This is a genomic window from Calditrichota bacterium (assembly GCA_016867835.1).
Classification (GTDB): Bacteria; Electryoneota; AABM5-125-24; order Hatepunaeales; family Hatepunaeaceae; genus VGIQ01.
The window spans coordinates 1-25506 of sequence record VGIQ01000031.1; the positions used below are offsets into that span (position 1 = coordinate 1).

A 25506-nucleotide genomic window follows, 5' to 3' on the forward strand; every position below is an offset into this window, starting at 1 on the left:
CATCTCGTTCATTGGGATGTCCGAGATGTTGAGCGCCAGGCTGGCAGCGGTAGGTCCGAGGACGTCGGCGTCGTTCATCCCGTCGGCCGAGATGACGATCGCCATCACCTGTGTATCGTGATTGTAGCCTTCCGGAAAGAGCGGCCGGATCGGCCGGTCGATCAGACGGGCGCTAAGGATCTCCTTCTCGTGAGGCCGCCCTTCGCGCTTGAAAAAGCCGCCCGGAATCTTCCCGGCGGCAAAGAACTTCTCCCGATAGTCCACCGTGAGCGGCAGGAAGTCGAGACCTTCCCGCTTATCCTTCGACGACACCACTGCAACATGCAGCACCGTATCGCCATATTGCACCCATGCGGCGCCGTCGGCTTGACGTGCGGTCTTTCCCAGGATCACCTTGAGAATCCGACCGCCGATTTCGATTTCGCGTTGAATTGACACGCTCTCCTTGCTCTCCTTACTCCTTTGTCCCGAACGGGACGACGGGGCATGCCGCCCTTAGCGTCGCAGTCCGAGTTGTTCGATGATCTGCCGGTAACGTTCGATGTCGCTCTGCATCAGGTAGTTCAGCAGGCGGCGTCGGCGACCGACCATTTTTAGCAGTCCTCGCCGGCCGTGATGGTCTTTGGGATGCTCCTTGAAATGGGTCGTCAGTTCGTTGATCCGGTTCGTCAGAACCGCGATCTGCACCTCGGTGCGCCCGGTGTCGGCACCATGCGCTCCATAGGTCGCTATCAAGTCCGCTGACGACGGACGGGATGTCTCACTCATTGTCGGTTGATTTATGATTTTGGAAAACTTATGGTTATTACGTAAGGAAGCGCCGGGCTCTCAAGCGTGCGCTTGACCCAAAGTGCTCGGCTGCGAGCGTCTTCTGGGCATCCTCTACATCGCGCTTCATTTGCTGTGACAGTTGCGTCGGGCTGTCGAATGCGACTATGTCGCGCAGACGGCTCACCAGCCCGATGCGCATAGACCTTCCATATAGGTCGCCGGCAAAGCCGATGAGATAGGATTCGACCGACGGTGCGGCATCGGGATAAGTCGGACGAGGACCAATATGGGTCGCCGAAGGCCAGCGTAAATTGTCCCACTCCGCAACGCTCGCATAGATGCCGGGCGGCGGTATCAACTTGCCGTCCCCGGCTAAAGTCAAATTTGCGGTCGGAAAGCCCAGTCCCCGCCCCCGCCCATCGCCTTTTATGACCTTTCCAGACAGGAAATAAGGTCGGGAGAGCCACTCAAATGCACGACGCGCGTCTCCCGACAGGAGTGTTTTACGAATCCGGCTGGATGAAACCGGAGCCCCCTGCCTCACCACAGGCGGAACGACCTCGACGGAAAAGGAGAATTTCCGCCCCATATGCCCAAGCAATTCAACATCGCCCTCGCGGCCTCGTCCAAACCGGTGTCCCGGTCCGACGAAGATTGCCCCCATTCCGATTCGCCCCAGCAACACATCCTTCACAAACCGTTCCGCGGTCAATTCCGAGAATGCCGCATCGAACTTGATAAGCACCAGACGTTTCACTCCGGACTTCTCGAAGAGCGCAATACGTTCGTCGAGAGTCGTCAATTGAGGCGGGGGTGGAAAGTCGGGCCTAACGACTCGCTGCGGATGCGGTTCGAATGTTATCAACGTAATCGGTCCGCCGCGGTGCCGTCTCATAGAACGAATGATGCGCTGATGTCCAATATGCAGGCCGTCGTAAGAGCCAACCGTGACCAAGGCTCCCGGCGCCGCCTTCACATTCTCAAGTCCCCGCACCACTTCCATCAGGATCGTTTGCCTCCGGCGGTGAGCCGTTCCACAACACCTTCCAACGACTCCGCATCCTCAAGATGAAACTCTCCGATGCGCGTCCGGATTAGACGCTTCAAGTGAGCATATCCCCCTAACGCTTGAGCCAGGTCTTCTGCCAGAGTCCTTACATAGGTCCCGTGCGAGCAGACAACCCGGAACTCGAAGCCCTGGTCATCGCGGTTCACCAGTTCGAGTTCTCTAATCTCTACGGGTCGCGGCTTGGCTTCAACTCGCTCGCCCCGACGCGCCGCCTTATAGAGTCTCACCCCCCCAACCTTGACCGCTGAATAAGCCGGGGGCGTCTGTTCGACAACGCCTTGGAATCGGCGCAAGGCTTCGATAATCTGACCTTCACCCGGCGTTGCCTCGTACGCCTCGGCTACGATCTTTCCCGTCGGGTCACCGGTATCGGTTGCGGCACCCCACGCCACAGCGGCGAAATACTCTTTCTCAAGTTTCATATAATCGCCCAGCCGCCGCGTTGCCGCACGTCCTATTCCAACAATCAGCAGCCCCTCGGCGAAGGGATCGAGTGTCCCGGCATGGCCGGTCTTGAGTCCGCCAGCCGCACGTCGAATCTGCTTGACCACTCCAAACGAACTAATGCCGGCTGGCTTAATGACTGCAAGTATGAGACCTTCTACGACGTTCTCAACCCCGGTTGGAATCGGATCCGTCTTCGATCGGCCTCACTGGTGCAACAGGCTCGCCGGTCGCGGCTCTTCCATTCGCCAAATGCGCCTCGATGACCCCAAGGAGTTCTTCCTTCAACTGCTCCGGCGTTCCGCGATACCGGAAGCCTGCCGCTTTACGATGACCTCCCCCTCCGAACATCCCGGCGATCAGACTTACATCGCACTCGGAACGCGACCGGAGCGACGCCTTCCATAAGCGCGGTTCCATCTGGCAGAGAAAGGCTGCAACCTCGACTCCCCGGATCGAAGCGGCATGTTCGACGAAGCCTTCGGTGTCGTTTATGGCATCCTCCCCGGCCAGCGAAATGAGCGAGACTCTGCCGTCGCAATGCAGTTCGAGTTGCGACAGCGCCTTGCCCAAAGCGAGCACCCCGGCGGCGGGGAGATTGTGAAATATCTGTTCTGTCACCAGACTTGCATCGACGCCGAATTTTAGCAGTTCCCCGCAGACGATCATCGCCTCCGGTGTCGTATTGGAGAACCGGAATCGTCCGGTGTCGGTCAGGATTCCGACAAAGAGCGCGGTCGCCATCTGGGATGTAATTTCAAAGCTGCCAGCAAGACAGATCCGATACAGCAGGACTGCCGTCGCCGAGGCATCGGAATCTATACAGTTGGCGTGCCCTTGGAACTCGGTCGTGAAATGATGATCGACATCGAGGAGTCGTGTTCCCGGCCCGATTCCGTCGTTGCCCCGACCTATCCGCTCCAACGCTCCGGCATCGAGCACCGCCGCGCGCGAAAAGGTCCGGTTCAGCGGCATGATCTTGAGATTCGCGATCTGCTCCGCTCCCGGCATGAATCCGTAACGTTCCGGCACCGGGTCGTCGATCGCCAATTGAAACGGTATGCCGCGCTGCTGGAGCATCCCGCCGAAGGCAATGAGGCTCCCTACTGCATCCCCGTCGGGAAAGAAGTGCGTCACCACGAGCATCTCCTCGCGATTGCTTGTGATGAACGCCAGCACCTCGTCGATGCTGCCTCTATTCACTCTCGTCAGCCTTGGCTTCGTCTGCAGTCAAAACCCCACTCTCGCGCAAGATGTCGTCGATACGCGCGGTTCGGTCAAGCGTCTCGTCAAGCGCGAACCTCAGTTCCGGCAAATGCCGCAAATAGACCCGTCCGGCAAGTTGTTTACGAATACGCCAGGCGTCGGTCGAAAGTTGTCGAACGGTCGCTGTCCGACCGGCTTCATCGCCGGGAAGGCTGACCCAAACATCGGCGTACCTTAAGTCGCGCGAAAGACGGACCTCGGTAACCGTTACCATTCGGGAGCGGTACTCGTCGCTGAGCGGACCGACCAGCATCCCAAGTTCCCGTTTCATCAGTTCACCCACCCGCAGGAGGCGGTTCGGTTTCACGTCTAAATCCTCAGTAGTCCCGCCGTTCCCGACCGGCAATGATCAGGTCCTCGGCCATGTTGACCGTCCGTTCGATGGCTGCGGCGATCTCTTCCGACTGACCGGCATCTGAAGCCACCCAAGCCACTGCCAGCCGGGAGCGCTGCCACTTCTCCTGATATGCAACTTCGGCCGCTGATACGTGATAACGGTTCATTAGTCGTTCTTTCAAACCGTTAAAGATGCGGCGCTTCTCCTTTAACGACTCACAGCCCGGAAGGTGCAGGTCGTAAATAAGGAGTGTCAACCGCATTTACACCTCTTCGAGTTTCCGCGACACTTCGATGATCTCGAAGACCTCGAGCCGGTCGCCCTCGTGGATGTCGTTGAACCCTTCAAGGCTGAGCCCGCACTCAAAGCCGGCTACGACCTCGCGGGCGTCGTCCTTAAAGCGTTTGAGACTCGAAAGATCGCCGTGCCAGACCTCAACGCCGTCGCGCAGGAGCCGGGCTTTGCTATTGCGGGTTACCTTGCCTTCCTGAACATAGCACCCCGCCACCGAGCCAATCCGGCTGATGCGGAACACCCTGCGGATTTCGACCTGCCCGATGACCTTCTCTTCCTTAAGTGGAGCAAGGAGTCCTTCCATTGCCTTCCGGACATCATCGACAACCTCATGGATGATCCGGTAGGAGCGAATCTCGACGCCTTCGCTGCGCGCCAGTTCGCGCGCCTGCGGGTTGGGGTGGACATGAAAGCCGATCACAATCGCGCCCGATGCCGCCGCCAGAAGGATGTCCGATTCGGTGATCCCTCCGACGCCGCGGTGGATGATGTTGACCGACACCTCTGAAGTGGAGAGCCTTTGCAGCGAATCTGCAAGCACCTCGACCGAGCCGTGGACGTCGCCCTTTATGACCAGCGCCAGTTCCTGCAATTCCCTCTCGGCCATCTTCTTCGACATCTGATCGAGGCTGAGCGCCCGGATCTGCCGCATCGACATCTCACGATACTGTTGCTGGCGCTTAAGAGCGATTTCACGGGCGTCCTTTTCGGAAGCCTGGACAACCAGTTTATCACCAGCCTGGGGGACGCCATTAAACCCAATGACCTGCACGGGACGCGCTGGGCCGGCCGATTCGAGCGACGTTCCGATTTCAGTCATCAGCGACCGGACACGGCCATAATGCTGACCTGCTACGAAGGGGTCTCCGGCTCTAAGAGTCCCGCCTTCAACCAGCACCGTTGCCACCACGCCAAGTCCTTTGTCGAGCCGCGATTCGACGATCGTTCCGCGCGCCCGAATGGTCGGGTCAGCCTTCAAGTCGAGCACTTCTGCCGAGACCAGGATCTCTGCCAGCAGGTCGTCGATCCCCTGCCCAAATTTGGCTGAAATCTCCGCCGATTGGTGCTTGCCGCCCCACTTCTCGACGAGCAGATTATTATCCGCCAACTGCCGGTAGATGTTCTCCGGATTAGCCGTTGGTTTGTCAACCTTGTTGACGGCGACAACGATCGGCACTCCGGCGGCGCGGGCGTGGTCGATCGCTTCGAGCGTCTGCGGCATCACCCGGTCGTCGGCTGCTACAACAAGAACGACGATATCGGTGATTTGTGCTCCCCGCGCCCGCATTGCGGTGAAGGCTTCGTGTCCCGGCGTGTCGAGGAACGTGATGGGGTTACCGTCGTAATTCACTTCATAGGCACCGATGTGCTGGGTGATACCACCCGCCTCGCCTTCGGCGACCCGGGTGCGGCGAAGGAAGTCGAGCAGCGTCGTCTTGCCATGATCGACATGCCCCATTACCGTAACGACCGGCTGTCGTGGACTCAGATTGGCCGGCAAACTTTCTTCTACGGCTTCCTCAATCGCGGCTTCCTGGACGAACTCGACATCGACCCCGAAGTCAGCCGCAAGTAGTTCAATGGTATCCCGGTCGAGGCGCTGGTTGATTGAGACGATGGTTCCCATTTCAAGACAGCGCTTGATGATGTCCTGCACCGGGACTTCCATCAAAGCGGCAAGTTCACCCGAGGTGAGAAATTCCGTCACCTTAAGCACTTCCGAACCGGCGATATCAACCGCAGCATCCTGCCGGTCGCGCCGATGACGGCGACGGCTGTGGTCATCCATTGCCGCGAGGGTCTTGCGGATGTTAGCGGCGACCTCGTGCTGATCGACCTTGCGGCCTTTGCGGCCATGAGCGACCGCCGGCTGCGGTCCTCCGGTAGGTGTCGGCGCTGCGGTCTTGCTCTTTTTGCGCTTACGACGTCGGGCCGCCGGAGCAGTCTCCGCCGGGCGGGCTGCCGGCTTACCTTTGGGAGGCGCAGTGCGGGCGATCTCAACCACCAATTTGCTATCGACTGCGGCTTTCAGGTCTTCATCGACCACTTCGATCGGCGTCGCCGGACGCTTCCGCTTCAGTTTCAGTTTCGGCTGTGCCGGAGCCGCTTCGATAATCTTGAGCGGCATCGGCTTCGGCAACTCGATCTTGCGCTTCGTCGGCTGCGCAGCCTTGACCGTAGCCGGTTTCTCTTCCGGAGTAGCGGCAGCAGCCGGCGCCTGGGGAGTTGCTGTCTTGGTCGGTGCAACCGGCGCCTGGGCTTTGGCTTTGGCTGCGGTCTCAACCTTGCCCACAGCCGGCGCTTCAGCCTTTGTCGGGCCGGCCGGCTTTTCTTCGGGGAGAATTTCGACCGGCGCTTCTTTTGGTGCCGCAGCCTCGATCACCAGGCCCTTGAACTTCGGGAGTTCGATCTTCTTGGGAACCGCAGTTAGAGGCGTCGTTTCCTTGACGGCGAGAAGTTTCTCCAATTCGGCTTCGCGCAGTCGCGCCGAATCCTTCTTCGTATCCTCCTCGCGCACCGTCGTCTGCTCGCTCTGATACTTTTGCAGACGCGTTTTATCGAACCGTCGCAGGAGTTCTACATACGACTCCTCGTCGATGGCCGACATTTGTTTGCGCGAAAGGTCGCAGCCCAGGCTGGCCAGAACCTCGAGTACCCTCGTGGTTTCGAGTTTCAGTTCCCGGGCAACCTCAAAGACTTTGCGCTTCCTGGTGGTTTCTTCAGGCATAACCTGCATAACTTGACCGCGGGTAGGGCAACTCTGGTGTCAACCCAACTACGCTTCTTCGGTCTCCTCGAAGTAGTTGCCGAGCACCTCAAGAATGGTGTCGGCCATGCCCTCATCGATACTCTCCAACTTGAGGAGCGCATCGCGGCCGGCGGTGATCACCTCCTCAGCCGTCCGATAGCCACCTCCACGGAGAAGTTCAAGCGCTCCCTCTGGAAATCCTTCGACGTCATCGAGGGAGAGTTCTTCCTGATAGTAGTCGCTTGCGCGCACCGGCTCTATGGAATAGTTGGTCAGATGTGATGCCAGTTTGATATTGATGCCCCGCCGTCCGAAGGCTTGTCCAATCTGCTCGTCGGAGAAGACTGCGAGCACCTTGTTCCCGCCTTCGAGATATACCAGTTCGAGCGGGATGACCGGCGCCAATGCCCGGCGGATGAACTTGTCGCGATCCCGTTCGTAAAGGATGATGTCGATCTTCTCGTGATTCAACTCCTTGACGATAGCCTGGATGCGCACGCCTTTCATCCCGACGCAGGCACCGACCGGATCGATTCGCTTGTCGTTGGTGTCGACGGCAATCTTGGTCCGCTCGCCGGCCTCGCGGGCGATCGCTTTGATCTCCACGATGCCGTCATAAATCTCCGGGACTTCGAGTTCGAACAGACGCCGAACGAAATCGACACTGCGCCGGGAGACCACTATCTCCGGATCGCGCGATGTCCGACGGACATCGAGGATAATCGCTTTGACGTGATCGCCGCGACGGTAGCGCTCGGAATGCACCATTTCGTTACGCGGCATGACTACTTCCGTCTTGTCGATATTGAGACGGATGTCGTTCCGGTTCACCTGATGGATGTCGCCGATGACGATCTCGCCGATGCGCTGGCTGAATTCGCGGAAAAGCGTTTCTTTCTCGATCTCGCGCAAGCGCTGGATGAGCATCTGTTTGGCGGCCAGGACGATGCGACGACCAAACTCCCGGTCGTAATCGACCATCACCATAGTCTCTTCGCCGACCTGCGCTTCGGGGTCATCCAACTGCGCTTCAGTAAGAGCGATTTCGGCTACCGGATTTGTAACCTCATCGTCCGCCACGACCATCTTCATACACTGGATCTCAATGTCCCCTTTGTCAGGGTTGAAGATGACGCTGAAATTGTCCACCTCGCCATACTTCCGCTTTACCATGGCGAGAAAGACCGACTCCATAATCTCCTGGAAAGTCTCCTTATCGACAGACTTTTCTTTCAGGAGATAGGAAACCGCATCTGCGACTTCGTGCTTCACTTCGTCTTCCGTTTCATTCGCTGACCTGTTACTGGTCTATTCCGGACCTTTGGCCGGGGAAGGAACACCTTGGCCCCGGCAATGGTCGAGATAGGCATCTCGACCGACTCACCTTCCATTTCGATGGTTACTCGTCCTTCACTTACTTCTATGAGTCGCCCTTCGATCCGGACGCCTTCCCGATCGGTCCAGGAGACCCACCTTCCGGTGTTCTTGCGAAATTGCCACTCGTAAGTGAGCGGCCAGTCGATACCGGGCGAGGAGACCTCGAGCCGGTAGTCGGGCAGCGGCCGTCGTGCCGAGTCGAGCAGATCCTGAATGCCGCGGGCGAGACCGGTGCATTCGTCGATGTTTACCGGCCCGTCCCGATGGTCGATGAGGACCCGGATGAACGGACGGCCAGCCCGACCGGCCACCTGCACCGCGACCAGTTCCAATTGCTCCTCCCGACAGAGCGGCCCAATGAGCGCCTCGAGTTCCTGCGCCGTTACCACCTCTTCAACCGGCAAAGTCCTGCAAAAGAAAGAGTGGGTTCCTCGCCCACTCCAACTTTACAATATACGAGTCTCCCCGTTATCACGCAACCCACCTCACTTCATGAACTCTATCTTTGCCAGAGATTCCCTCGCTCCGTCGGCTGCCCGAGATTTAGGATACTTCGAGACGACCCGCTGGTAGAACCCCCGGGCTTGATCATACTTTTGCAGCCTCTCCAGCGCTTCCCCACCCTTTACCAGAGCAACCGGAGCATTAAAGTGCTTGGGAAAGTTACGGGCTGCCAGATCGAAGTGCCGGGCCGCCTTCTCAAATTCCCGGTTGCCGAAATCCATTGAGCCGAGAGCGTAGTGAGCGCCGAAGGCGAGGTATTCCTCGCCCGCATACTTGTGCGTGATCCGCTCGAAGGCTTTAGCCGCTTCGACAAACTCGCTGCGCTGTTCGTGAATCTTGCCCTTCAACATCCAGGCCGACGCAGCCGCTTTGGTCCCTTCGAAGTTCTCGATGACACCCTCGGCAAGGATCATCGCCGAGTCGAAGTCAGCCCGCGAAAAGGCATCCCGCGCCTGCATCTCGGCAAACGCGGCGTCCTTTTGCGCTGAGGCCCGCGACCAGGTGTAAGCCGCCAGACCGCCTCCCAAAACTAAGAGTCCAACCAGCGCATAGAGCACCGTCCGGCGGTTGGTTTCAAACCACTTTTCAATCCGCGCTGTTGCCAGAAGGAATTGATCCTCCTTAAGTTGCGCTTTGGTAATCCGTTTGCTGGGCTTCAACATCGAACGAAAGGGGTCCTTGAGTTAATGCAATCTATAATTATAGGTTCCCTCCGGCGGCAAGGCAAGTCCTGCAACACCTTTCATTGACCTGCTGCTCAATTCGCTGCCTTTCTCTCCGCCTTCATTCTCCGGGCGACCTCAATGATCGCCCGGAGTTGCGCGGTGAGGGATTCCTCCCCGGCTACGACCTTCATCCTTGCGTCAAGCCGGTAGAGCGGCAACAGACTCAAGATCGATGGCAGTTTCACCGCATCCTTGGGGGTCGTTACGAGCCATTCGGCACGATTGCGGGTAAAGGCGCGCGCGATATGGTCTATCGTCGCCTTGGAATAGGTGCAATGATCGGGAAGCGCAATCCGGGCGGCGATTGTCCCGCCAAGGTGTTCGACCGCCTCAAAGAACCTATCCGGCTTGGCAATACCCGCGAAGGCAACTACCTTCTTTCCCGCAATCTGATCGGCAGCCAACAGTTCCCCGCGTCCAACCCGCCGCCAATAGTCGAACTCAAGCCGCGTTGCTATCACCGGCTTGCCGGTGAGGGACTCCATTTTTGCGCAGCGTTCGGCGACTTCGTTACCGGCTTCCCCTACTCCCGATAAAATGATCACATCGGCACGACGCAGTGACGAAGCCGGCTCGCGCAGAAAGCCTGCCGGCAGCAACAGCCCTCTGCCGAGCGGATTACGGGCGTCGAGTAACACGATGTCAATATCCCGCGCCAGCCGGCGATGTTGGAATCCGTCGTCGAGCAGAATCAGATCCGACTTCATTCTGATGGCCGTCTCGACGCCCCCAACCCGGTCGGAATCGACGATGACCACTGCGCGATGGCAAGCCTCGGCCAGCATCACCGGCTCATCGCCGCACTGGACAGGATCGCTCAATATCCGCCGGCCGTCGCTCACGACGACCTGCCCCCTTGATCGTCGCCGGTAGCCCCGGCTGACGATACCGATTCCGACCTTTCCCGGAGCTGCAAGTTGCTCGATCATTCCGGTTATCATCTGCACAAACGGCGTCTTGCCGGTGCCGCCGACGGAAATGTTCCCCACCGAGACGACCGGTGCCGGAACCCGCACGATCGGTAAGAGACCCCGGTCAAAGAGGCGGTTTCGCAACGCTACGGCAACACCGTAGGGAATCGCGAGCGGCCATAGAACGGGATGCGGTTTCAGAAATTCACTCCGGTTAGCGACCGAATACGCCGGTCGGCTTCGTCTTCGGCATCTCTGAGAGCCATACGAATTGCCTCGCGGGCGTGGGCAATGGCTTCTTCGCTCCCTAAATGGCGGGGTATCACCAGAGGCTCGCCGACGATCATAATGCCCTGACTGAATGGTTTGGGAAGCGTGAAGCGGTCCCAACTCGAGAACCTCCAGGCACGATCGGTCTGAAAACTGACCGGTACAATAGGCGCTCCCGAGAGCCTTGCCAAGTGCAAGACGCCATCCTTGACCGAGTGTCGCGGTCCGGTTGGCCCGTCGGGAAAAATCGCCACCGTCCGTCCGGCTTTGAGGTCGCGTATAAGTTCCATAAAGCCCTCGCGACCACCCGCCCGCGGCGACCCCCGGCGCGGCAGGTAGCCGAGTCGGGCGACGATGCGTGAGATCAATTCGCCGTCAAACGAGCGGCTGATCAACGCCGCAATTCCCCGTTTGCGAAAGTGATAGACCGGCAGCACCATCCGTCCGTGCCACAATGCGATGATGGCTCCTTTGCCGCCCGACTCTGCCCGGTGCAGGTTATCGTCGTCGAAGACCTTGTAGCGACAGAGCAATCCCAAAAGCCGCAACAGTCCCGGCCCGAGCGACGTTGCCAGTCCCAGGAGCAATCGCTCGCGGAAGGCGAAGAGAGGAGCCGGCTGCTCGGCGCTAACGGACGAACTCAACCAATTCCCCGGTGGCAAAAGCATATCGCGGGGAAACAACGGTTAGTATGGAGAGGATTTTTAGTGCGGCGGGATACTGCATCTCGAAGAACTGGAGGTTGACGACAGCATCGGCGCCGGTGCGCGCAGCGGCGTCTCTAAGATCGCGGTTCAGCACTTCGCGCAGGTCTGCCGGCCAGAGGTCGAAGAATCCGAAGAGTGCCAGGCCGTATCGGCTTACCTGGGTAATCCCAATCGACCTCACCGGCTGGTCGAGGCTTCCGGTCGTCAACACGATTTCGCGGTCGCCCTTAAGGCTCCCGCCCAGATGTACTGTCGTCTCCGCGGCACAGCCGGAAAGGCACGCGAGAGCGAGCAGCGTCGGAAGGTTCATCCGTTTCAAAGAGTCTCCTTTGCAGCAACCAGCTGACCATAGGACTCGCCTGCTGCCAGCGGGCGAATGGGCAAAGAAATGGAGAACCGGGTTCCGACACCCTCTGCAGAGTCGATGTGAATCTCGCCCTTATGGAGATCTATCACTTTCTTGACAAGGGCCAGACCGAGTCCGGTGCCGCTGTGCCGGGTAGTAAAGAAGGGACTGAAGAGGCGTTCCCGATTCTCGTCCGGAATGCCGATGCCGTTGTCGCTGATCAAAACCTCGAACCGGTTGGCGAGCAACTTCCAGAGCAGTTCGACGGCAACTTCGCCCTTGCGGCCGGATGGAATGGCTTGAACGGCGTTCTTCGTAACATTGGTGAAGACGAGTCGCATCAACTCCCGGTCGGCGCTGACCGGGATCTGCTCTGCCGGCAGCGAGAGGTGTATCCCGATATCAGATCCCGATCCGTGTATTTCAGACTCGAGCAACTGGACGATTTCGCTGAGCAACGACTGCAAGTCGATCTCTTCGCGCTTTATCGTTGTCTGCCGGGTCAGAAAGAGGAGGTTGCCTGCTACCCGGTCGAGGGCATGAACACCTTGCAGAATACGGTCGACCTTGGACGCCAGTTTCGGATCGCCGGCAAGATCTTTCTTCAGAAGCGCTGCGAATCCCCCGATGCCAGCCAGCGGATTGCGCAGTTCGTGAGCCACGGCAGCAGCCATCTCGCCTAATGCCGAAAGGGTCTTTTGATGCTCGAGTCGCGCCTCGAGGTCGCGCATTAGAGACACATCCTCGAAGACCTCGACCACGCCGATCCGGTCCCCCAGCGAATCGACCACCCAGGTTGTCTGGTAGGCTACCTTGATCCCGCGCCCATAGAGCACCCGCTCTACACCTCGTAGTTCCGGGCCTTCGCGAAGAGTTCTGAGAGCGCCGCTCTCGCCGGCGTCATTGCCGAGGATATCGGTATAATGACAACCTATGGCCGACTCGGCGGCAATCCCTAACATCCCGGCAGCCGAGCGATTGAAGATCGTTATCATCCCGTTCATATCGACCGCTACCACGCCGCTCGAGAGGCTCTCGACCAAACTGGTCAGATACTTCGTTACCCGGTCGAGTTCGATGAGGCGGCTGTAGAGTTGGCTATCCTTCTCCTCGAGTTGCTCGGTTAACTCCTGAATGCGCGACTCGAGTTTCCGGTAGGCAGCGCCAAGCGTCGTCGCTGCTTCGTTGAAGTAGCGAAAGGCGTCTATCAGTGAGGTGATGTCACCTTCAGAACCCGGCGTCAGTTTGGGATCATCGCCCATGGGATTTGACAAGGCATCGATTATATGGGGTCATCAACGATTACTCACCACCGATTCGTCTCAACTTGGAATATACGCCATTTAGAACCCTATAAGCAATGCACCGGATCAGATCCGGTCATCGATACGCCCGTCGGCAGGGGGCGGGGAGAGACCTCTCTTCCACCGTAAAGCCTCACCGACCAGATAAAGCGACCCGGTAACCAGAACCCCCGAATCGGCGGTTGCCCGTTCCATCGCCTTGCGAATCGCGGTTGGAACATCCGGCCATGGCGAGTATTCTACGCCGGCTTCTTCGGCAGCAACCCTTAACGCATCAGCATGGAGGCCCTTGGGAAAACAGAGCGCTGCCAGATGAACCTGCCGCGAAATCGGTTTGAGTGCCCTCAACATCCCAGCAGCCGGCTTGTTGAGGATCGACGAATAGACGACCTCCCATTTCCTACCGGGGGCGATCTGTTTCAGGGCACTTACCAGGTTGTGCGCGGCGAGTTCATTGTGCGCACCGTCCAGCACCACGAGCGGATGCTCGATGATTCGCTGGAGCCGTCCAGGCCAGCGGACCCGTCTGATACCCTCCCGGACTGCTTCCTGCTTTGGCTTAAGAAACCCGGTATCACGCATCCACCGGACCGCCTCCAGCGCGGTCGAGAGGTTCTCCAACTGGAACGATCCAGCCAGCGGCAGTTGTAGAGGCTTCTCCCCGAACAGATCGACGGAACCGCGCACCGTGCTGCCGCGCAGCGAAGCCTTAAACGTTGTGAACTCTTCCCGGCCTTGGGCAAAGTGAAGCCGGGCGCCCATATGTGCAGCGCGGGCTTCAATCTCCCGCGCCGCTTCATCGACTTGTGGTGCGCTTACAACGCTTCCCTTTGATTTGATTGAATGTGCCTTGTCCCAGGCGATTTCGCGAATCGTTCCGCCCAGCACATTGGTGTGATCGAGTCCGATCGGGGTCAACACCGTCAGAACCGGATCGACGACGATTGTGGCGTCCAGCCGCGCGCCAAGTCCCGCTTCCACGACGGCAACATCGACTCCGGCGTCGGCAAAGTTAATGAAAGCGGCGGCGGTCAAGTGCTCGAACACCGTCCTGAACGCCAGGCGGATATCCCCGCTCTGCTGCGGTGAAGAGGCTTCAATTCGAGCCATCGCCGAGGCGAACTCACGTCGTCCCACCGGTCGGCCGTCGATCATCGTCCGCTCCCGCACCGACACCAGATGCGGCGAGGTGTACAACCCGACCTTCAGGCCGTGAGCGGTGAGGATGAATGCCAGCAGCGCCGAGGTCGAGCCCTTGCCTTTGGTCCCTACGACGTGGAGAACCGGATAGCGCCGATGCGGATTGCCAAGCCGGGCCAGTAGTTCACGAAACCGGGCGATGTCGTCGTCGGTGGTGACCATTCGCGGCTCGGGCAAACGCTCGAAGTCAATGAATGAGTTGAGGTAGTCAATGGCCTGCCGGTAGGTCATCGGGGCGCCACGCTTACCACCACCATCCCTGCCGTTCGCGATACCGACCCCGCCGCGGCAAAGTCCAGATGACCCCGGTCATAAAGCCGCCGACATGAGCCCAATGCGCTACATGATCGCCCGGTATTGCAATCCATGCCTGATAGAACTCCAGGACCATCCACATTCCCAAAATAAAGAGGGCGTGAACGCGAAAGAGGATTGGATAAATCACGAGAAGAAACACGCACCGGATACGTGCCATGGGAAACCGGATTAGGTAACTTCCCATCACCCCAGCCACCGCACCCGACGCTCCTATCACTGGCAGTGTCGAATCGAAGCCGGTCAAGAATGCGTGAGTAAAGTTCCCGACAATCCCGGCGAGCAGATAGAGCCCCAGGAATGGCAGCCGTCCGTAGCGGTCTTCGATATTGTCTCCATATAACCACAAGAACCACATATTGCCTATCAAATGCAGCCACCCGCCGTGCAAAAACGTCGAAGTGATAAGGACATAGGGTCGCTGCAGCGCAAGTTCGGGAGTGAATCCGAAATGCTGCACCACGCTTTCGAGCGACTCCGGTATAGCCGTTCGCACGAATAGGTAGGAGTTGACGCCGATGAGAAGCAGGGTCAAGAGCGGAAAACTGCGTGAAGGATTCTCGTCCCGATAGGGAAAGAACATCGGTCAGGCAAGCCGTTTGGTAGGATTGGCGGAGGCTGAATCTGCCGGTTGTATAATCTTCAGAACATACTCGGCGATCTGCAGCGCGTTCGTCGCCGCACCTTTGCGGAGGTTGTCGCCCACGATGAACAATCCTATTCCGTGCCGCCCTCGAATTCGCCGGATGCGACCAACCAGAACATCATCGCTGCCTTGTGCCTGGAGCGGCGTCGGATAACCGTCCGAGGCGGGATCGTCAACCATCCGCAGCCCGGGTGAACCGTCCAGCAGACGACGCATCTCCCCGAGATCGACCGGCTGGGCAAACTCGATATGCACTGCTAGCGAGTGCCCGACCAAAGTCGGCACTCGTAGCGCCGTGGCTTGAACCGGCAAGCGCGGGATCCCAAGTATCCGACGCGTCTCGTAGATCAATTTCGCCTCCTCGCTGCTGGAAGACCCGTGCCGACTGCCGATCCAGGGGATCACATTATAGGCAATCCGGTGCGGATAGACCGACGGTTCCGCATCGTTGTCGGTCAGTTCCCGTGCCAGCGCAGCAATGCCTTTCTTGCCACTGCCAGAAACGCTCTGAAGGGAGACCACATTCACCGACCGGAGGCCATACCGACGATGCAACGGTGCAAGCGTCATCACCAGCGGGATTGTCGTGCAGTTTGGATTGGCAATTATCCCCGACGGCGGGCGGCCATCTTCGCCCTCCTTCAGATACCAATTATCCTGCCCAAGTTGCGATCCGTTCACTTCCGGAACGACCAACGGTGCGTAGGTCTTGTCGCGGTAGTAGGGGGATTTGTCGATCACCAGTGCCCCCCGACGAGCCAACCGCCAGCCCCACTCTCTCGCAACGGTCTCCCCGGCAGCCATAAAAGCCACCTCGACGAGCGGTGGATGACGCTTGCTGAGGCTCTCGATAGCCGCGGTGCCAAAGGGCGTCTCCACCCACCTGCCTGCCGAGCGCTCCGAGGCAAAAAGCCTCAGTTCGCCGACCGGAAAGTTGCGCTCCCGGAGCAACCGGACGACCAACCCTCCGACCGCTCCGGTCGCGCCGATGACTCCCACCACCAGCGGCCTACGGGCTGCCGGGAGCGACTCCATAAAGGGAAAGGACGACTGCGCATCGAGGTCGAACGGACGGCGGTCGAGCAGGTCAGACACGGAAAAGCACCTCCTCGCGGCGGAACATCGTAAATATCAGATAGAAACATATTGCTGACAAGAGCAGATTCACTCCCACTGTGATCGCTACAAGCGACATTTCGCCGGTCCCCGCAAAGGCATTGCGCAGAGTCAACGCCGAGTTGAGTATCGGCACAAAGGCTAGCGAAGTGCTGAACTCCGTCATTGGCATCAGCGACACCATCGAGAGCATCAGCACCACGATTAACATCGGCATCGTATAGGACTGTGCCTCGCGATAAGACTTCGCGAAGAGCGAAATCGTCATCAGCAGAGCTGAGAAGATCGCCGCCAGGGGGACGAGCGCCAGAATGATCTGAAGAAAGGCGATCGCATCGAGGCTGAAGGCAAATCGGCGGGCAATCTCAGCTGCCATGTCTGGCGCCAACTGGACGCTGTAACTGAAGGTAAAAAAGAGGCTGGCAATAGTCAGTCCGAGGGTTACCAGTGCCGCCGTGAAGACAAGCAGGAACTTTCCCAGGACAATGTCCGTCCGGGGCACTCCGGCTGCCAGAAGCGTTTCGAGCGTTCCGCGCTCTTTTTCCCCGGCGGTCATGTCTATTGCCGGATACATCGCTCCGCTAAGCAAGGTCATTATAATAAGATAGGGCAGGAACATTCCAATCCCGTAGCGGCCCATCTCCTCCTTTGACCGCACGTTGCGCTCGACGATGCCGACCGGTTCGACGATACCAGGCGGCAGTCCGTGCCGCTCCAGAATGCCCGCCAGAATGCGGTTCTCAAACGCCCGACAGACCTTGCTCACCCGTCTCAGAGCCAGATTCGACCGCTCCCGCGTTTCATCGAAGAAGAGCGTTACGCCCGGCTTTCGGTCTGAAGTTTCGCGCGACGCCAGTTGAGTGTCGAAATCGGGTGAGACCACAATAGCCAGATCGATGGTTTTATCCCGCAGCAGCGCTGCAATCGTCTCGTGATCGTCCGATCCGTCGAGTAGGTCGATGTCCTCGAGCGAGCGCAACTGCTCCTTCAAGTCCGGAGCCTGTGTCCCGCTCCAACGGACGATCGACTTCTTCTCCGCGACCTTCTTCGCTTGCGACGAAACAAAGTAGGTCGTCCCGATGATCAGCACCGGCGTCAGGAGCAGCGGCACAACGGTCATTGAGACGAGCGACCGCCGGTCGCGCAGGATGTCCTTCAGTTCCTTGCGATAAATCGTCCGGGTGAATCGGGAAAACAACTGACTATTGCTCCTGCGCAAAGGTTATGAGAGCATCTTGCAGCACCTTGGCAGCCAGTTCGACGGAGTGCGCCTTGACAGCTGGAATACCGCCCAGGTGGTGGATCAAGGCTTTCGCATCGACCTCCCTTGCTGCGGCGAGGCTCATCCCCTCGACCATTTCCACCAGTGCCGAGCAGGCGGCTATGGTCCCCGAACAAGCGCGAGCCCGAAACTTCAACGCTGCAATGTGGTCGTTCGCGACTTTCAAAGTGAGAAAGACGCGATCGAAGCAGCCTTCGCCCTGAATGGCACCTTCTGCAGCAGCATCCGGCTTTTCGACAATGCCGATCCCACGCGGATGGGTGAAATGGTCGATATAGGTATCGGAAAGGTCGCCGGTCATCGTCCTGCCATCTGTCTCAATTGACCGACTACGTCCGCGAGAATCGCAACGGCACGAACCACATCGTCGGTTGTTTGGCTGAGACGGAACGCAAGATGCAGGGCACCGTTGGCTTCCTCCGGCGAAAAGCCTGCTGCCAGCAGGGCGGGAGAAGGCTTCCCAATCCGCGATTGACAGGCCGATCCGGTGGCTATGGCAAGCCCTCGCTGACGGGCCAGCATAACCACGGCTTCGCCTTCCACCCCTCCGACGATGACTGTCAACCCGCCCGGAAGCGGTGCCTCAACCTTGGGAATAACGGCATCGGGAAGTCGCCTCTTCAGTTCCTTGACAGCATTATTACGCAAGGTCTCAAGGTGCCCTGTTTCGACGTCGCCACGAGTGGAATAGACTCTCGCAGCAGCCCCCAGGCCGGCTATTAGTGCCGGATTCATTCGCCCGCCGCGCAAGCCATCCTGTTCCGTTCCGCCGCTGATGAGCGGCCCAAACCGGGCACCCGAGCGGAGCGCGAAGAACGCTACTCCAGTCGGAGCGCCAAGGACCGAGCCGTCGCAAATCATCGAATAGCGACCGATGATTGACCGATCGATATGTCCCTCGGGAGCAAGCCTGATGCACCCGCGCGCTGCAATGTCAAGGCTCGCATCTACGACCGTTTCAGCGTCCGACTTCTCTGCGCATAGGAGCACCTTACGGATCTCCGGCAGCCGCTGATGGAGGCTTCCCGGGGTGGCAGCCTCGAAAGCAACAACGGCGGTTCGGGGGGTAATGGCTCGCTCGATCTCCGGGAAGTTGACTCCTCCAACCCGGTTGAGCGGCAAGACGACCGACTTGAATCCCCACCTTTCGCACCAGATAGCCGACTCCTCGAAGCCGGTCGAGTCCCCATCGACAGAGACGATCTCGCGCCGGAAGTCATCCGCAGCCCAGGCGAGACCTTTGGTCAGTTGATTGCGAGCCTCCTCAACAGAAGAGGTGAAGACGATCCGCATGTCATCGGTCAGGCCGAATGCTGCGCGGATGGCGCTCCGGGCGCCCTCTTCGATGGCTGTGAAGTCCGACTCGTCAGCAGCCCCTGCGCGCCAGTTCCGGGCGGTCTCCATCGCCTTGCGAACCGCTTCCTCAACTTCCGGGTGATAAGCCTCCGGCCGGCGGTCGAAGATAAGCGAAGCCTTCAGCCACGCCTCCGGCTCCACCGGCATCCGCAGTAGTTCTGACGATAGAGTTGATAGATGCGCGAGAGTTCGACCGATCGCCGGTAACCATCGTTCCTGCGAAAGGTCTCGGGAATATAAACGAGATCATGCCGGGCGGCAATTGCGGCGCCGGTCTGATGGATGAAATCGACGTCCTTGTGTGGACTGGTGGAGAGGGTAGTGGAGAAGTAAGGAAGTCCATAATGCCGAGCCTGCCGGGCGGTGCGTTCGAGGCGGTAGGCGATGCACCGGCGGCACCGTTCGCCGCGTTCCGGTTCGTCAGGAAAATCCCGCACCCGATCGAACCACTCGTCGTGGTCCGGGGAGATTTCCTCATAGTTTAGGCCGACGAGTCCGGTGAACATCCTCGCCTCGGCTTCGCGAAGGTCATACTCCCCATCCGGCTCGATATTTGGATTGCAGAACACCCCCCAAAGGTTAAATCGTCCCTTTAGTCGTTCGATAGCAACCGTCGCATCCGGCGCACAACAGATATGCAGCAACAGCCCCGGTTTCTCCGCCTCAGCAGCGATACCCTCCTCTCCAAGTTCCGCCCTCCCAAATCCTGGATTTGACTCCAATCCTGTCTCACCGGAGACCTTCACATTCTTCATTCTAAATTCATCATTCTCCATTTCATTTACCCTTCCTGCGACACAATTGCGCATATGAATGCGGTCAGCGCGCGACTCACCTGTTCGTCGATTTCGTCCTTATGATCGGCGAGAAACCTCGTTAGCGAGCCTTCATCGATCTCCACTCCCGCCCGACGTGCCATTTCTTCAGCGATGATTTGCAGTTCGATCGCTCTCTTGATTGCTTCCGCAGTGAGCACCGGGTTCGCTTGTCGCAAAGTATCGACCAATTGACGATGCGGATCGGTCCGGAAGAGCAGCCGGTCGCGCTCGACCCGGTCGGTTGTGCTCATAAGACGCTATCCAACCATTGCTTCCTGAACTGCCTCAGTTGCCATCGGCATCACCCAAACGCGCCGGGTTGAGGTTCCGTTTTCGATGCGGACAGTCAATTCGGTTCCAAGCCCACGCCCGTCACTATAACGTGCGGTAATGGCAGCGGCCTTGGCGACCTCGGTCTCACTCGCTTCGCCGTCGATCAGGGCTACCGGTCCCATCACCCCCTCAACCTCCAGGCGAAGACGTGCTCCACGGGTCTGATCGAGGTAGAGATTCTCTCCTTGGTCGCGTCCAACGACGACTTTGGAATTCGGCCCGATCCGGATGTGCCGTCCCACCTTGAGCAGCAGGTAGTCGTCCCAGTCAAGTTCCTCTTTCGATGAGTGCTCCCAAAGGTCGCGCACCTTTCGTCCGTAAGTTGGGTCGGTCAGGAAGCAGCAGCCGCCTGCAGGTTGCGGATACTGCCCAAGTCCTAACTCCGAAGCCAGTGCCATTTGCGGCTTGCGCGTCCGGCCGTGAAAGCCCATAAGTTGGGAACGATCTACCCAACCTTCCCGCTCGGGGAGCGTCGGAGGAAGAAGCAGCGCAGAGAGCGGTCTCAAGAGACGGTCTTCCAGCCCCGACTCGCGCGCGATCTGCTTCAACTGTGCCAGATGCTGCGACTTGGGGCGCTGCCCCAGCACCTCGCCGGTGAAGACAAACAGCGCGCCGGACTCCTCCATCTTTTCCCGTGCCAGGCGAAACATATGAATGCGGCAATCGACGCAGGGATTGACATTCTTGCCGTAACCGTAGCGAGGATTATGGAGCACTTCCAGATAGCCGCGCGAAATATCGATTACATCGATCGGAACGCCGATCCGGGCGGCTGCCGAGAGCGCGTCCGACGGCCCGCCCTGAGACGGCCCTTCGCCGGCGCGGCGCACCGCACGGCGGACGTCGGTGAAGCAGAATCCGGTGTGGAAATTGACCGCCTCGACTTCGATCCCCTGGCGCTGAATTAGCAGGAGTGCAAGACTGCTGTCGAGCCCTCCCGACAACAGGGCAAGTGCCTTGATGCTATCAGACAATGTTCGCTTAGTTATCACTCTTGTGTCGAAGCGATCGTCGAATCGACTATAGGGGAGATTTTGCGACTCTTGCCGGGACGGGGCGACAAAATGACCCCTTCGCCATAGTAAGTCTGCATACACTCGGGGCAAAAACTGTGCGTCAACTGCGCGTCGGAGTGCTCGGTAATATACTGCTCAAGGATATACCAGGACCCGTCCTTGTCACGTATCTTCTTGCAGTGCGAACAGATAGGGAGTAAGCCACTCATTACTTTGATGCGGTCAAGCGCTTCCTTGAGGCGCATCTCGGCGATCTTTCGCTCTTCAATCTCATTCTGCAGCACCTGATTTCGTTCCCTTTGGAATTGAGATTCGCGCTCCTTCGATTCCATATCGTAGCGCAATCGGAAATCCTCGACGATCTCGCGCTGCCGGCCAAGAAAGAAACGGGTCTTCAAATCCATCAACTCCTTGTACCCTTCAAGAGCCTTCTTCCAATCTTCACGTTCCTCATAAACCCGCACCAGCGCCGCTTTCACATCGTTTTGCAGGTCAACCGCTTCGATTTCGACCGCCATTCCCCACGCTTTCATATAGTGCTCCTCGGCCTGGTCGATCCTTCTACGAGCCATATGGATATCGCCAAAGTTCTTGATCAGATTGGCAATAGCGAAGGTATGTCCCAACGATTGGGCAATCGACATGGAAAGTTCGAAGTAATGAATGGCCTGATCGAGTTGATCGGTTCTGTAGTAGAGCATTCCCAGGTTGGTGAGAGATGCCAGCATCCCGTGACTGTTGTCTAATCGAGTGTTATACTTATGTGACAGCAATGCGCATTCGAGGGCGGAATCGAAATCCTCTTTGAAGTAATAGACGGTGCAGAGATTGGTGAAAGAACTGGCAAGCATCATGACATCGTCGTCTTCTTCCGCCATTTCTCTAACGATTTCGAATTGCTTCAGGGCTTCGTCGTTATCGAGCAGTTTGCGAAAGACTATTCCGAGATTGGTATGAATCGACTTGCGAAGACCGCGGTCATCGATCAATTCGACATCGACAAGGGCTCGCTCAAACGCTTTAACTGCCATATCGTGCATGCCGACGGCGGTGTAGGCATTACCGTAATTGATCTGCAGAATGGCGCGGATGCGGGGGTCGTCGATCCTGTCGTAGCAATCGCCCGAACGCTTGAGCGTCTCCAGCGCACGCGGACTTTCGCCACTCTCAAGGTGGGATACCGCTATAGAGTTTAGCAATCCTCCCTTTTGATTGGCGCTGCCATTCTCCATCACTACCGGCTCCCACTCGTTAACCAGAGCAGTGCGCTCGGCGCGAAGGGAGGGATGAGACAATCGGGCGATCAGATAGACCGCAGCGTCGATGCGGACATCCTGATCGTCACAGTAGTCAGCAAGGGAGTAGGCCTCCCTTGCCAGACGCAGGGCTTCGCCGGGTCGCTGAGGAAGCATCGATCTGGCATGAGAGAGTTTTTCCCTAACTTCATGCCTTACATCTCTATTGTCCATTTAGTTGAGATGAATTCTTTTTGAACAGGCATGTTGTTGTGGCAGCGTCCAGAAGGACGGGCATTACTGCCGGTCCTTAAGACAGACAAGAATGTCTGTCTTACTGACGGTATTGTCTGTTGCACTGAGTAATTATTTGTGCAGTTAGTGTTACGTCGCTCTTCCAGAATTGCCCATTCAATGTAGGGGGTCAAGTGCCACCCTACGGCTCCATCCGATACATCATACGCGGGAACGGGATCGACTCCCGAACGTGCTTGAGCCCGCAGATCCACGACACCGTCCGCTCGAGTCCAAGCCCAAACCCGGCATGTGGGACAGTGCCGTAACGTCTTAGGTCGAGATACCACTCGAAGAACTGCTTCGGCAACTGGTGCTCGGCGATACGCCTCTCAAGTTCCTCGAGGCTTGTCTCGCGCTCGCCGCCGCCGACGATCTCGCCGTAGCCTTCCGGGGCGATGCAATCGACACCTTTGGCGAGCGTCGGGTCGCTTTCATCCCGTTTCATATAGAAAGCCTTCACTTCGGCCGGCCACCGATGCACCAGCACTGGCCGGTCGAAGTTAGCGACCAGCGCCTCTTCGTCGGGAGCGCCGAAGTCGTCGCCATACTTGAAAGCAGTCTTGCCGTCGAGCAACCGGGCGGCTTCGGTATAGGTCACTCTTGGGAATGGCTTTTGAACTCGCTCCAGCGGTGCCGTGTCGCGCTCAAGGATCTTGAGATCCTCCTGTGATGCTTCAAGCACCCTCCCGACGACTTCGACCAGGAAGTCCTCGATCAAGTCCATATCCTGGTCGAGATCGAGGAAGGCGACTTCCGGCTCGATCATCCAGAACTCGGTTAGGTGTTTGCGAGTTTTCGACTTCTCCGCCCGGAAGACGGGCCCGAAGACATAGACCTTGCCGAACGCCATCGCCCCGGCTTCGCCGTAAAGTTGTCCCGACTGGGTCAGATAGACCTTCGAGCCGAAGTACTCGACCGGGAAAAGCGTCGTCGTCCCTTCGACCGCGTTGGGGGTGAACATCGGCGCATCGAAACAGACGAACCCGCGCTCGTCGAAGTAGTTCCGGATGGCGCGGATGATCTGATGCCGAACGCTCAGGACGGCATGCTGCTTGCGCGAGCGGATCCAGAGATGCCGGCGGTCGAGCAGAAAGTCAGGGCCGTGCTCCTTGGGTGTGATTGGATAATCGACCGCGATCTGGATCGCCTGCAGCGACTGAACGGTCAGTTCATAGCCGCCGGGGGCGCGCTTGTCTTCACGGACGATGCCGGTTACATAGACCGACGACTCCTGGGTCAGCCGACCGGCCAGGTCGAAGTCCGCTTCGGGGACGTCCGCTTTCGAGACGACGCACTGCATCAGCCCGGTTCCGTCGCGCACCTGCAGGAAGTGCAGTTTGCCGGACGATCGGCTGTTGTATAGCCATCCGCCGAGGGTGACGGTTGTGCCGACGTGAGCGCCGACGCGGGATATAGGGGTGATCAAGTTGGTATCAACGCCTTTGACGATCTCTGCTTGGGATGCCTCCCTTGTTTGCGAGCCTCCCTGATTTGACGCATAGACTCGAGGTCGAAGAGGACTTCCCCACACGAAGAGCACTTCCAATGCTCAAGATGGGTCACGACAGTTCCATCATCGAGCGGATAGTTAGCAGTTACGCGACAAAGGGTATTCCTGCCACACTCGGCGCAGGGCAGCACATCTTCGGGAAATTCGATTCTATTCGACGGAACGCTTGGATGATATGAGGACATAGTAGTAGTCCTTGTCTTCCTGATGGACAATCTTGCCTTTGGTGAAGAGTATAAGTCCGTTGTACGTGAACCCTGATATGATAAAGAGAGTTTCGTGCATTCCCGACTTGGGATTAACTGACGACAAACGCTTCTGGATGACAGGCGCATTTAGAATGGCTTCGAGCACAAGGTCCTCGGTTAGCATGTCGCGCTCGATCTCGTTACGCGCCTTGACCGTGAACATCACTCGGCGGGCAATCACAAGGCGTTTGATGCGAATAAGGGTATCGGACATCACGCACTGTGTAAGTTGCCGGACGATCGGCTGTTGTATAGCCATCCGCCGAGGGTGACGGTTGTGCCGACGCGAGCGCCGACGCGGGATACAGGGGTGATCAACTCATTCCTTCAGAGAATCGATGCGGCGATGACAGCGTCGAGGTGCAGGCACGTTCGGCTTCTTCAAAGGTCACCAATCATAATGTATCGAGCATCCCCGCATAGACTTAGGATAGATTGAATATGCTGATTCCAGTAGCGGCGCGCTGCATCGGGATCGGGCTCGCCCTCTGCATCTTCCGAAGGCTCGCTCCACCAGAAATCCTGTCTGCCCATTCGCTTCAATGTATCCCGCCGGTAAATAAACTCGAATATACCCGCCTCCCAATCCGCATTCCAATCGGCCAATTGGACAAGGTCATCAAGGAACTCCGACGGGAAGGCGCGAGTGTCGATGTGCTGCCGAGGGGAAGCAGGCTTGTCGATAAGGATGATGGTCATGGGAACTTTATTAATCGTAGATTGCGAAGGTCAAGCCACTCTTTGTCTTTTTGTAATAGACTACGATACTCGGCAATGACTCGGGTAATGCCCTCTTTACTTCATATGTATCAGGCTTGATCGAGACCGGCATTCCTCCTACCCAACCATCGATTCCTTGAGATTCCTCTTCAGCACTTGCCAATTGGTAATCCAGCCCTTTATCCTCTGCGATCCGCTTCAATATTGCTTCCTGGAATATTAGTGCTTATCCGTAAATAATTGACTTTTCGTCAATCGTTCCTTATATTGTTTCCCAAGGTGTTCAAACGGGGGTCTTATGCCTCGCATCGAATCTTGGGAAGTGTCAGATGCCTTCTGG

Annotated in this window: 29 protein-coding genes; all 29 read right to left on the bottom strand. The window is 58.0% G+C overall.

Going from position 1 to position 25506, the window contains the following annotated elements:
- On the bottom strand, nt 1-432 hold a 432-nt coding region (locus FJY67_04975; protein ID MBM3328816.1), incomplete at its 3' end, for a polyribonucleotide nucleotidyltransferase.
- Nucleotides 433-495: 63 nt separating this feature from the next.
- Nucleotides 496-768, bottom strand: coding sequence for a 30S ribosomal protein S15 (rpsO, locus tag FJY67_04980; protein ID MBM3328817.1), 273 nt, complete (start codon nt 766-768; stop codon nt 496-498).
- 37 nt (nt 769-805) lie between these two features.
- Nucleotides 806-1774: a riboflavin biosynthesis protein RibF gene (gene ribF, locus FJY67_04985; GenBank protein ID MBM3328818.1), complete on the bottom strand. Its 969-nt coding sequence runs from the start codon at nt 1772-1774 to the stop codon at nt 806-808.
- Nucleotides 1774-2469 (bottom strand): tRNA pseudouridine(55) synthase TruB, encoded by a 696-nt coding sequence (truB, locus tag FJY67_04990; protein MBM3328819.1) that lies wholly within the window; start codon nt 2467-2469, stop codon nt 1774-1776. The genes ribF and truB overlap by 1 nt, the downstream gene beginning before the upstream one ends.
- Complete coding sequence (locus FJY67_04995) at nt 2453-3487, bottom strand: bifunctional oligoribonuclease/PAP phosphatase NrnA (GenBank protein ID MBM3328820.1); 1035 nt, start codon at nt 3485-3487, stop codon at nt 2453-2455. Before FJY67_04995 ends, truB begins: the two co-directional genes overlap by 17 nt.
- Nucleotides 3480-3857 carry a 30S ribosome-binding factor RbfA gene (rbfA, locus tag FJY67_05000; protein ID MBM3328821.1) on the bottom strand — a complete coding sequence of 126 codons (378 nt, stop codon included), beginning with the start codon at nt 3855-3857 and terminating at the stop codon, nt 3480-3482. Before rbfA ends, FJY67_04995 begins: the two co-directional genes overlap by 8 nt.
- 10 nt (nt 3858-3867) lie before the next feature.
- On the bottom strand, nt 3868-4149 hold the full coding sequence (locus FJY67_05005; protein ID MBM3328822.1) for a DUF503 domain-containing protein: 282 nt from the start codon (nt 4147-4149) through the stop codon (nt 3868-3870).
- Nucleotides 4150-6918 carry a translation initiation factor IF-2 gene (gene infB, locus FJY67_05010; GenBank protein ID MBM3328823.1) on the bottom strand — a complete coding sequence of 923 codons (2769 nt, stop codon included), beginning with the start codon at nt 6916-6918 and terminating at the stop codon, nt 4150-4152.
- A 39-nt stretch (nt 6919-6957) separates the two neighbouring features.
- Nucleotides 6958-8202: a transcription termination factor NusA gene (nusA, locus tag FJY67_05015; protein ID MBM3328824.1), complete on the bottom strand. Its 1245-nt coding sequence runs from the start codon at nt 8200-8202 to the stop codon at nt 6958-6960.
- Nucleotides 8199-8711, bottom strand: a complete 513-nt coding sequence (locus tag FJY67_05020) for a hypothetical protein (GenBank protein MBM3328825.1) — start codon at nt 8709-8711, stop codon at nt 8199-8201. The genes nusA and FJY67_05020 overlap by 4 nt, the downstream gene beginning before the upstream one ends.
- Nucleotides 8712-8792: 81 nt before the next feature.
- On the bottom strand, nt 8793-9473 hold the full coding sequence (locus FJY67_05025) for a tetratricopeptide repeat protein (protein MBM3328826.1): 681 nt from the start codon (nt 9471-9473) through the stop codon (nt 8793-8795).
- A 95-nt stretch (nt 9474-9568) separates the two neighbouring features.
- Nucleotides 9569-10852, bottom strand: a complete 1284-nt coding sequence (gene lpxK, locus FJY67_05030) for a tetraacyldisaccharide 4'-kinase (protein ID MBM3328827.1) — start codon at nt 10850-10852, stop codon at nt 9569-9571.
- Nucleotides 10645-11385 carry a DUF374 domain-containing protein gene (locus FJY67_05035; GenBank protein MBM3328828.1) on the bottom strand — a complete coding sequence of 247 codons (741 nt, stop codon included), beginning with the start codon at nt 11383-11385 and terminating at the stop codon, nt 10645-10647. The genes lpxK and FJY67_05035 overlap by 208 nt, the downstream gene beginning before the upstream one ends.
- On the bottom strand, nt 11345-11743 hold the full coding sequence (locus FJY67_05040) for a hypothetical protein (GenBank protein ID MBM3328829.1): 399 nt from the start codon (nt 11741-11743) through the stop codon (nt 11345-11347). Before FJY67_05040 ends, FJY67_05035 begins: the two co-directional genes overlap by 41 nt.
- Nucleotides 11740-13032, bottom strand: coding sequence for a PAS domain S-box protein (locus FJY67_05045; protein ID MBM3328830.1), 1293 nt, complete (start codon nt 13030-13032; stop codon nt 11740-11742). Before FJY67_05045 ends, FJY67_05040 begins: the two co-directional genes overlap by 4 nt.
- A gap of 108 nt (nt 13033-13140) precedes the next feature.
- A complete protein-coding gene (locus FJY67_05050) occupies nt 13141-14505 on the bottom strand; it encodes a bifunctional folylpolyglutamate synthase/dihydrofolate synthase (protein ID MBM3328831.1) in 1365 nt (454 codons plus the stop codon).
- A 13-nt stretch (nt 14506-14518) separates the two neighbouring features.
- The gene (locus FJY67_05055; GenBank protein MBM3328832.1) at nt 14519-15172 is read right to left on the bottom strand and encodes a rhomboid family intramembrane serine protease; all 654 of its coding nucleotides are present in this window, start codon (nt 15170-15172) and stop codon (nt 14519-14521) included.
- Nucleotides 15173-15175: 3 nt separating this feature from the next.
- Nucleotides 15176-16330 carry an aspartate-semialdehyde dehydrogenase gene (locus FJY67_05060; protein MBM3328833.1) on the bottom strand — a complete coding sequence of 385 codons (1155 nt, stop codon included), beginning with the start codon at nt 16328-16330 and terminating at the stop codon, nt 15176-15178.
- The gene (locus FJY67_05065) at nt 16323-17570 is read right to left on the bottom strand and encodes an ABC transporter permease (GenBank protein ID MBM3328834.1); all 1248 of its coding nucleotides are present in this window, start codon (nt 17568-17570) and stop codon (nt 16323-16325) included. The genes FJY67_05060 and FJY67_05065 overlap by 8 nt, the downstream gene beginning before the upstream one ends.
- Complete coding sequence (locus tag FJY67_05070) at nt 17554-17934, bottom strand: hypothetical protein (GenBank protein ID MBM3328835.1); 381 nt, start codon at nt 17932-17934, stop codon at nt 17554-17556. Before FJY67_05070 ends, FJY67_05065 begins: the two co-directional genes overlap by 17 nt.
- The gene (locus FJY67_05075) at nt 17931-19136 is read right to left on the bottom strand and encodes an aminotransferase class V-fold PLP-dependent enzyme (protein MBM3328836.1); all 1206 of its coding nucleotides are present in this window, start codon (nt 19134-19136) and stop codon (nt 17931-17933) included. Before FJY67_05075 ends, FJY67_05070 begins: the two co-directional genes overlap by 4 nt.
- Nucleotides 19109-19798: an epoxyqueuosine reductase QueH gene (locus FJY67_05080; protein MBM3328837.1), complete on the bottom strand. Its 690-nt coding sequence runs from the start codon at nt 19796-19798 to the stop codon at nt 19109-19111. The genes FJY67_05075 and FJY67_05080 overlap by 28 nt, the downstream gene beginning before the upstream one ends.
- Nucleotides 19771-20058 carry a DUF2018 family protein gene (locus FJY67_05085; GenBank protein ID MBM3328838.1) on the bottom strand — a complete coding sequence of 96 codons (288 nt, stop codon included), beginning with the start codon at nt 20056-20058 and terminating at the stop codon, nt 19771-19773. Before FJY67_05085 ends, FJY67_05080 begins: the two co-directional genes overlap by 28 nt.
- A 6-nt stretch (nt 20059-20064) precedes the next feature.
- Entirely contained in the window at nt 20065-21129 is a 1065-nt protein-coding gene (locus tag FJY67_05090; protein ID MBM3328839.1) for a hypothetical protein, read from the bottom strand.
- The gene (locus tag FJY67_05095) at nt 21129-22625 is read right to left on the bottom strand and encodes a tetratricopeptide repeat protein (GenBank protein ID MBM3328840.1); all 1497 of its coding nucleotides are present in this window, start codon (nt 22623-22625) and stop codon (nt 21129-21131) included. The genes FJY67_05090 and FJY67_05095 overlap by 1 nt, the downstream gene beginning before the upstream one ends.
- Nucleotides 22626-22827: 202 nt before the next feature.
- Nucleotides 22828-24114, bottom strand: a complete 1287-nt coding sequence (gene asnS / locus FJY67_05100; GenBank protein MBM3328841.1) for an asparagine--tRNA ligase — start codon at nt 24112-24114, stop codon at nt 22828-22830.
- Complete coding sequence (locus FJY67_05105; GenBank protein ID MBM3328842.1) at nt 24111-24533, bottom strand: YgiT-type zinc finger protein; 423 nt, start codon at nt 24531-24533, stop codon at nt 24111-24113. Before FJY67_05105 ends, asnS begins: the two co-directional genes overlap by 4 nt.
- Before the next feature lie 294 nt (nt 24534-24827).
- A complete protein-coding gene (locus FJY67_05110) occupies nt 24828-25145 on the bottom strand; it encodes a hypothetical protein (protein ID MBM3328843.1) in 318 nt (105 codons plus the stop codon).
- A 10-nt stretch (nt 25146-25155) separates the two neighbouring features.
- Nucleotides 25156-25368, bottom strand: coding sequence for an MjaI family restriction endonuclease (locus FJY67_05115; protein MBM3328844.1), 213 nt, complete (start codon nt 25366-25368; stop codon nt 25156-25158).
- Nucleotides 25369-25506: the final 138 nt, after the last annotated feature.